Source organism: Fulvivirga aurantia (assembly GCF_009711475.1).
GTDB lineage: Bacteria > Bacteroidota > Bacteroidia > Cytophagales > Cyclobacteriaceae > Fulvivirga > Fulvivirga aurantia.
The window spans coordinates 1-8,396 of record NZ_SMMD01000793.1; the positions used below are offsets into that span (position 1 = coordinate 1).

The 8,396-nt window shown below is 39.5% G+C and carries 4 protein-coding genes; all 4 read left to right on the forward strand.

Translation table 11 applies throughout. The features are described from left to right. The first annotated feature begins 72 nt into the window (after window positions 1-72). Window positions 73-3,348: a SusC/RagA family TonB-linked outer membrane protein gene (locus tag E1176_RS10420; protein ID WP_155210549.1), complete on the forward strand. Its 3,276-nt coding sequence runs from the start codon at window positions 73-75 to the stop codon at window positions 3,346-3,348. A 12-nt stretch (window positions 3,349-3,360) separates the two neighbouring features. Further along, window positions 3,361-5,031: a SusD/RagB family nutrient-binding outer membrane lipoprotein gene (locus tag E1176_RS10425; RefSeq protein ID WP_185152742.1), complete on the forward strand. Its 1,671-nt coding sequence runs from the start codon at window positions 3,361-3,363 to the stop codon at window positions 5,029-5,031. Window positions 5,032-5,048: 17 nt separating this feature from the next. Continuing rightward, entirely contained in the window at window positions 5,049-6,257 is a 1,209-nt protein-coding gene (locus tag E1176_RS10430) for a hypothetical protein (RefSeq protein WP_155210551.1), read from the forward strand. Window positions 6,258-6,328: 71 nt separating this feature from the next. Beyond that, window positions 6,329-8,396 (forward strand): CRTAC1 family protein (locus E1176_RS10435; RefSeq protein WP_185152743.1); only part of this gene is annotated, 2,068 nt, incomplete at its 3' end.

Genomic DNA, 8,396 nt, shown 5'->3' on the forward strand with positions numbered 1-8,396 from the left:
TTTTTTTGTATCTTGATTTGAGTCCCTCCAACCTAGGGGGAATTTATATGTCAAACCTAACCCAAAAAACCTATGAAAAAACTATTACTGTTTTTTTGGTTTTTCTCTTTTGCCATTTTTGTAATGGCACAAGACAGAACCATTACAGGTAAAGTAACAAGCTCCGATGACGGAAGCGCTCTGCCTGGTGTAAACGTAGTTTTGAAGGGAACAACAGTTGGTACGGTTACCGATGTCGAAGGTGACTACCGTTTGTCGATTCCTGATGAGGGAGGTACTTTGATCTTCTCATTCATTGGTCTTGAAACCCAACAAATTGATGTGGGTAGTAGATCAGTGATTGATGTTGCAATGGCCTCCGATGTACAACAACTTTCTGAAGTTGTGGTGACTGCTCAAGGTATAGAGCGGAAAAAAGAAGCACTTGGATTTGCTGTAAGTACACTAGATGAAGATGCAGTTGCTGATAAAACTGAGGGCGATGTAGTTCGGTCACTCAGAAGTAAAGCTTCCGGTGTACAAATTACACAGCAAAGTGGCTTATCCGGATCCGGTACTAATATTCTTATTAGAGGATATACCTCCTTTACCGGTAATAACCAACCATTGTTTATCATTGATGGTGTACCATTTAATACCAACACAAACTCTGCTGATGGGGATAATGATGGCGGCCGTGACTTTGTAGATGGTGCCAGTAGTGGTTCTTCACGTTTTGTGGATCTAGATCCTAACAATATTGAATCAATCAATATTTTGAAGGGTCTTGCAGCAGCCACACTTTACGGTACACAGGGTCGTAACGGAGTGGTACTTATTACGACCAAATCAGGAGCCTCTGGTACTGCAAGTAAAAAAATGGATATCTCAGTATCCCAATCAGTGTTTGCAAATAAGATTGCTTCACTTCCAGATTATCAGGATAGCTTTGGTAATGGATTTGACCAGGTGTTTGGATGGTTCTTTAGTAACTGGGGACCGGGCTTCTATGAAGAAGGTCTGGCAGGCTGGGCTAATGATTCTTCAATAGATGAAAACGGTAATCTACCTCACCCATACTCTCAGTATTCAAACCCTGCTCTTAGAGCGGCTTTTCCTCAATTTCAAGAAGGTCAACCGGATCATGATTACCCATGGGTACCTTATGATAATGTTTCTGAGTTTTTTAGAACAGGAATCGTTTCTAACACATCAGTCAATGCACGAGGTGTTAGCGATGATGGTAGAAGTACCTACAACCTAAATTTTGGTTACTTAAACGATGAAGGATTTACCCCAGGCAACGAACTAGAAAGAATATCTTTTAGCGTTGGAGGTAACACCAAACTAAATAATGGACTCTCTATTAACGGTACCATGACTTTGTCAAGAACTGATTGGCAATCACCTCCGGTTTCTGCAAGTGAAGGAAATGGAGCTTTTGATCCAGATGGTAACAATCCAGTTTCGTCTTCCGTTTTCGGACACGTTTTCTTTACTCCAAGAAGTATTGATTTGATGAATCTTCCATTTGAAAATCCGATAGATGGAAGTAGTGTCTATTACAGAAATGGTAATGATATCCAAAACCCAAGATGGACGGTGGCCAATGCTTTTAATAGCCAATTGACAAATAGGGTATTTGGTACTTTAGGTACGAGCTATGACATAACTGAAAATCTGAATGTAGCTTATCGTCTTGGTTATGATATTTACAACGAGAGAAACGAAAGTGGACAAAATAAAGGGGGTGTTGAAGGGCCTCTTACTGGTTTATATAGAACCTTTGATAACCAAAATACAATTTGGGACCACACTTTGACGCTTAATGGCGATTATAATATCACAGAGTTACTGAGGTTAAACTTCAACCTGGGTGCAACAAGTAGAAGAACTGTACTAGACAGACAAGGAGTAACAAGTGTAAATCAAGTGGCTTTTGGTACTTTCAGACACTTTAACTTTACTGATCAATCTCCAATCCAATATTTTGAAGAGCAGAATATTGTAGGGCTCTTCGGTCAGGCTGAGTTTGACTATAACGGTTATTTATTTGTGACATTAGCTGGTCGTAGGGATGCCGTATCTAATTTCTCAGAAGACAATCGCTCACTATTTTATCCTAGTATAAGTACAGCGGTAATATTGTCAGAAATTCTTCCATCTCTAACCAATAACCCTAACATTCTGAACCTACTCAAGATTAGAGCAGGTTTCGGAACCTCAGCAGGGTTTAGAGAAGGCTATCCGACCGTTTCAGTTCTTTCTGCAAACTCCAGAAAGTTCCTAGATCCGGGTGGTGCTACAATTTCTTCTAACACAACTGGTTCGTTATTAGGTAACCCTGACTTGAAACCAGAAAGACAGGAAGAATTTGAAGTAGGATTAGAAATTTTCGGTTGGAATAACAGAGTTGACCTGGATCTTTCTTATTACAAGAGAACGTCAACAGACCTGATTGTTCAACAGCCTCTTGATCCTTCTACAGGATTCCTTGCCACTTTTACCAATATTGGTGAAGTTGAAAACAAAGGTATAGAAATAGATCTTGGGGTAGATATTTTTGCAAACACTGCCGTAAAATGGAATGCCAGAGCAAACTTTACACGAATAGAAAGTGAAGTAATAGAGCTAAGTCCGGGAACGGATCAGATTGCCATCGCTGGTTTCTCCAATCTTGGAAATTTTGCAAAAGTAGGAGAGCCACTTGGGGTCATGTTGGGTAATAGAATTCAACGTAGCCCAGACGGAGAATTTGTACTAAATAGTGTGGGAGACTACGTAATAGAACAAGGTACATTTAAAATAGGAGATCCTATTCCTGATTTTACCCTGAATGTGGTTAATTCTGTTAATTACAAAAATTTCACATTATCTGCGGTAATTAACTGGGTACAAGGGGGAGACATTTACTCCAGAACAGTGTCTACACTACTCGGTAGAGGTTTAACCACCGATACAGAAGATCGACTGGGCACCTTTATCTTACCAGGTGTTAAAAATGTAGGGTCAAATGCAGACCCTGTGTATGTTGAAAATGACCTACAAACCAACAACTCTAGTTTTTATTTCGACAATGTGCTTTTTGGTCCTGATGAGTTAGGTGTATTTGATGCCACGACTATTAGGCTTCAGGAGATATCACTGAGTTATGCTCTACCAAAAAATATCTTAGACAAAACACCATTTGGCTCGGTAACACTTACAGCCTCTGGGTTTAACCTTTGGTACGAAGCAGTTAACATTCCGGAGGGGACAAACTTCGATCCTAACGTAGCTGGTTTGGGAGTTGGTAACGGACAAGGTTTTGATTATCTCAACGGGCCAAGCTCGAAACGATATGGCGGTACTTTAAAATTCACATTCTAAAGAAAAATGACTATGAAAAATATATATAAGTCAATCATAGCCGCGGTAGTGTTTTTTATGGCAGGTTGTGATACAACAGAACTGGATTTAACTAAAAATCCAAACGGTTTAGCCACTGATGAGGCTACTGCAGATCTTTACATCAACGAAGTGCAGGTAAACTTTGGAGCGCTCATAGCTTCTTTGGAAGTGGAGGCTGCTGAGACTGTTCGTATTCTTAATATGGACGGAAGGAATTATCAGAACGCCTTTGCCCCAACCCGATTTGACGAAGAATGGGAAGACTCTTATCAGAAAATATTAAAGGATATAAGAGAAATGACCATTTTAGCCGAAGAAGCCGGACAACTTCATCATATTGGAATGGCTCAGGTTATTGAGGCATACATTATTGTAACGCTTGTCGACTTTTTTGGCGATATTCCTTATGAAGAAGCACTTCAGGGTGGGGCAAACCTCAACCCTGGGGTAGCTGGCGATGGTGGTGAAAGTGTATATGCTGCTGCAGTTACATTGCTAGATAATGCAATTACCAATTTTAATACTGAAATAATTTCTTCATTAGAACCTTCTAATGACTTGTTTTATTCAGGCAATTGGGACAATTGGATTGCTGCGGCTAACAGTATTAAGATGAAAATCTATGTAGCTACACGATTAGTAGACACTAGTGCTGAAAGTAAATTCAATGATATTGTAACGAGTGGAGAATTTATAACCTCAAACAGTCAGGATTTTCAGTTTGAATGGGGGATTTCTAATAATAATCCTGATACCAGACATCCTGAATACATCACCAATTACACACCTGGAGGGGCAAACACCTATATGTCTAACTGGCTGATGGATTACATGCAGAATGATAAGCAAAACAATGGGGTTGCTGTATTTGAAGGCCCAGATCCTCGGATGAAGTACTACTTCTACAGACAAACCAGTTTTGTGCCTCAGGACAATCCTAATTTGATAAACTGCGTAGAAGAGACGAAGCCTGATCATTATGGGGCTAACGATGTTTTCTGCAGTTTGCCAGAAGGTTATTGGGGTAGAGATCATGGTGACGATGATGGTATACCACCAGATGGACAGTTGAGGACTGCTTATGGTGTTTATCCCGTGGGAGGTAGATTAGACGACAATTCTTTTGAAGTAATTGCAAGTATAAGTCTTGGTGCTCAAGGAGCTGGTATTACACCCATTATGTTGGCTAGCTGGGTAGATATGATGAGGGCAGAAATGGCCTTAATCGATGGTAATGTAGCAGTGGCACAAGATCGCTTAGTAAGTGGTGTGGGAAAATCTTTTGCTAAAGTAAGAGAATTTGGTTCAAGAGATGCTACAGCCGATATCTCAGAGTTGCCTGATGAAGATGATGATGTGGCTTACCAAACCGAGCTGGCACAAATTTTTGCGAGTGCCTCATCTGAAGGTGAGCGACTTAATATACTTGGTTCTGAGTATTTTGTCACGCTCTTTGGTAATGGTCTCGATGGCCTGAATTACTACAGAAGAACAGGGCGACCTTCAACCCTACAGCCGAATTTGGAAGAAGAACCAGGTGATTTTTTCAGATCGTTTTTCTACCCTCCGGTATTTGTAGAACGAAATTCTGCTGTTGCTCAGAAGGATGGTGTGCAAGACCGCGTGTTCTGGGATACAGGTACAACACTTTTAGCTAATTAAAATTTAATCCAATAGTTATGAAATATATACTGCAATCACTTTTTGTCACGCTGTTGCTTATTGTAGCAGCATCGTGCAGTGAAGAAAAATTGGTAAATGAAATTATCGATGGTGTTGAGACGGGAGCTGTAATTCGAAATCTTGGTGAAGTAAATGCCCTTGATAGTGCTGATTTGAGTTCGACTTATACAATCGAGCTCGAAGTACAAGATGGAGCTGAGGGATCGCTTCTTCAGGAAGTTAGAGTAAATGTTGGCTTTGCCGACCAGGATGATATTGGAACTGATACTGTTGCAATTTCAACTTTTGAAACAATCTCTGCGGCTGAGTTTAATGAAACTAGTGCCAATGGGCTTCCTAAGGCGACTTTTTCAGCCACGCTTAATGAACTTGCAAATCATGTAGGAACATCCGCTGGAAATTTCAGCGTGGACGATGTGTTTCTAATTGATTTTGAGTTAGTACTAACAGATGGAAGAGTGTTTAACCTTAGTAATGCTACAAGTGACGTAACACGAACAGGTAGGTTCTCATACTTCAATTCACAGTTTCGGTACGCGCCAGTAATCCAGGATCCTAACAGGGTTGAGATAGTGGAGTTTAGTCTTGGTGCCAAATCAAATGGAAGACTAATGGCTGGAGCACAAGATACTGTTTTTGTGACCTTCAGTGATGGTAATTTAATTACCGACCCTACGATTACCCGTGTGTCGGCTGGAGGTAACACTGATGATGTACAGGGCGTCTGGACTCAGTCTACGGATGATGAAGATGTATACTTTTTTGTTTATACAGCAGGCGCAGCAAATGCTGACACTGTGTCTTTTAGTTTTAATGGGGCAGAAATAGTATCAGGATTTCCATCATACACTCAAACATTTAAAAATGCGTTTATTATAGATAATGTAATAACCGCATCTGTAGCTGATAGTGAAGTAATAGTCCAAAATGGGCAGATTGATAAGGTTTCTTTAACTTTCGATTTTGGAGAGCCCCTGGCTGGTGACTCTGTATCTTATGATGTGTCGTCAGCTCAGTTTGATGATTTTGTAGTTGAAAAACCAGTAGTAGCGGGTAGTCAGATGCTTATTCTGACATTCACACCGACAATTGGTGGTTCTAAAATACCTAATCAAATTCTGAATTTTGATGTCGTGATCACCGGAGCTAAAGATGAAACCGGAAATGAAGCGTCAGAGAATCTATCAATTACATTATTGAATTAGTCTGTTTTAACTTTTTTAAAACTAAAGACCCTGCTGGTATCAGCAGGGTCTTTTAATTATCAATTAGTGGTATGAGCAGTCACATCAAAATATTTATAGCTACTGTTATAATTGTTCAGTCGTGTGGTTCAATAGAAAAAGAAACCAATGAGCGAGAGCCCTCTAATAAAGTTTTTGAATTACTAACCACTGAAAAAACCGGTATCGATTTTTCTAATAGTCTGTCTGAAGACCTCAGTAACGGATACAATGTTTTTGATTACGATTACTTTTTCAATGGGTCAGGAGTAGCCATCGGTGATTTGAATAATGATGGCTTAAATGACGTAGTATTTACAGCCAATCAGGTTAATAATAGAATTTATATCAACCAAGGTGATTTTATTTTTGAAGACATAACTGAACAATCCGGACTGGCCGAATACAGTGGATGGTCTAATGGCGTTGTGTTAGTAGACATCAATAAAGACGATTGGTTAGATATATACATAAGTCGGGGAGGGCCCGATGAAAGTAAAAGGACGAATCTACTTTTTATTAACAATCAGAATAACAGTTTTACTGAAAAAGCAGCAGAGTATGGTCTAGATGATAATGCTATAAGTACTCAGGCGGCATTTTTTGATTATGACTCTGATGGTGACCTCGATTGTTTCGTCATGAACGAAACACCACTTTTTGGAATCCCTCCTACACAGCTCTTTGAAATGCTCAAAGATAATGATGAGCTAAAATATAAGAGCTCAAGTCATCTTTATGAAAATGACAATGGAAAATTCAGCGATGTAACAAAGGCTGCCGGTTTATTAAACCCAACTTTTGGGTTAGGACTTTCTATCGCAGATCTCAACGATGATAATCTTCTCGACATTTATATCGCCAATGATTACTATATCCCCGATGCCATGTATATCAATCAAGGTGATGGAACATTTAAAGATCAAATAAAAAAGCATACTCGTCAGGTCTCATTTTATGGAATGGGGGTTGATATAGCTGATGTCAATAATGACCTGAAACCAGATATTTTTGTCTTAGACATGTCAGCTTCCAGTCATTACAGGTCAAAGACATTGATGGCTTCAATGAATACTGAAAGATTCAATTTGCTGGTTGATGATTTAGACTTTGTTCACCAATATATGTACAACACCCTACAGCTTAACATGGGCAATAATCATTTCAGAAATATTGCTCAGATAAGTGGGGTGGCCAAAACTGATTGGAGTTGGGCTGTACTCATGGCGGATTACAACCTGGACGGATCGAAAGATATATTCGTTACGAACGGGTACAGAAGATATGCTACCGATAACGATACTAGATTAAAGGTATTTTATGCCCAGCGGAAATTTAAAGGAAATGTACCACTTGAAGAAAAGAAGAAAATATACTTCAATATGCCTTCTGAGAAAACATCAAACATCCTTTATAGCCAAGAAAATGATCTCAAATACGAGAATGTGTCTGCAGATTGGGGGCTTGAAACGCCATCTTTTTCGAATGGTGCAGCATATGGAGATTTAGACAATGATGGAGATCTCGATCTGGTGGTGAATAATATAGATCAACAGGCATTTGTCTACAAAAACACGACTATCGAGAAGGGAGGTCATGGCTATTTGAAAGTAGAAACTGTTGGCAACTCAAGTGAGTCATATTCTAGAGTATCAATATTTTATGAAGGCCAGAGCCAACTGGTGCAATCGATGCGAGTAAGGGGTTATAGGTCTTCTGTGGCACCTGAAGCTGTATTTGGTGTTGGAAATTATAATGGCAAAATTGATTCAGTTCTTGTGCAATGGCCAGGTGGTAAAGTAAATATTATGTACAATGTTTCCTTAAACCAAACCATCAAAGTAAATGAAGTCGATGCCATTGAGAGATCTAAATCTGCGAGTTCAGAAAATAAGACTGAAACTTTATTAGTCGAACTAGATAAGACGGATGTCGGCCTTGATTATCAGCACGTTGAAAATAATTACGATGATTTTGAACTTGAGGGATTATTGCCTTATAAGCAATCGAAACTTGGTCCTTCTATAGAAGTAGCAGACGTCAATGGTGATGGCAAAGAAGACGTAATTATTGGCGGAGCATCAGGTCAGTCCACACATTTATTTATTCAAAAATCTGATG

What these genes read in the sequence shown, in the direction of transcription:
- E1176_RS10430 (WP_155210551.1), top strand. Translation starts at nt 5,049, where the DNA reads ATGAAATATATACTGCAATCACTTTTTGTCACGCTGTTGCTTATTGTA.
- E1176_RS10420 (WP_155210549.1), top strand. Translation starts at nt 73, where the DNA reads ATGAAAAAACTATTACTGTTTTTTTGGTTTTTCTCTTTTGCCATTTTT.
- E1176_RS10425 (WP_185152742.1), top strand. Translation starts at nt 3,361, where the DNA reads ATGAAAAATATATATAAGTCAATCATAGCCGCGGTAGTGTTTTTTATG.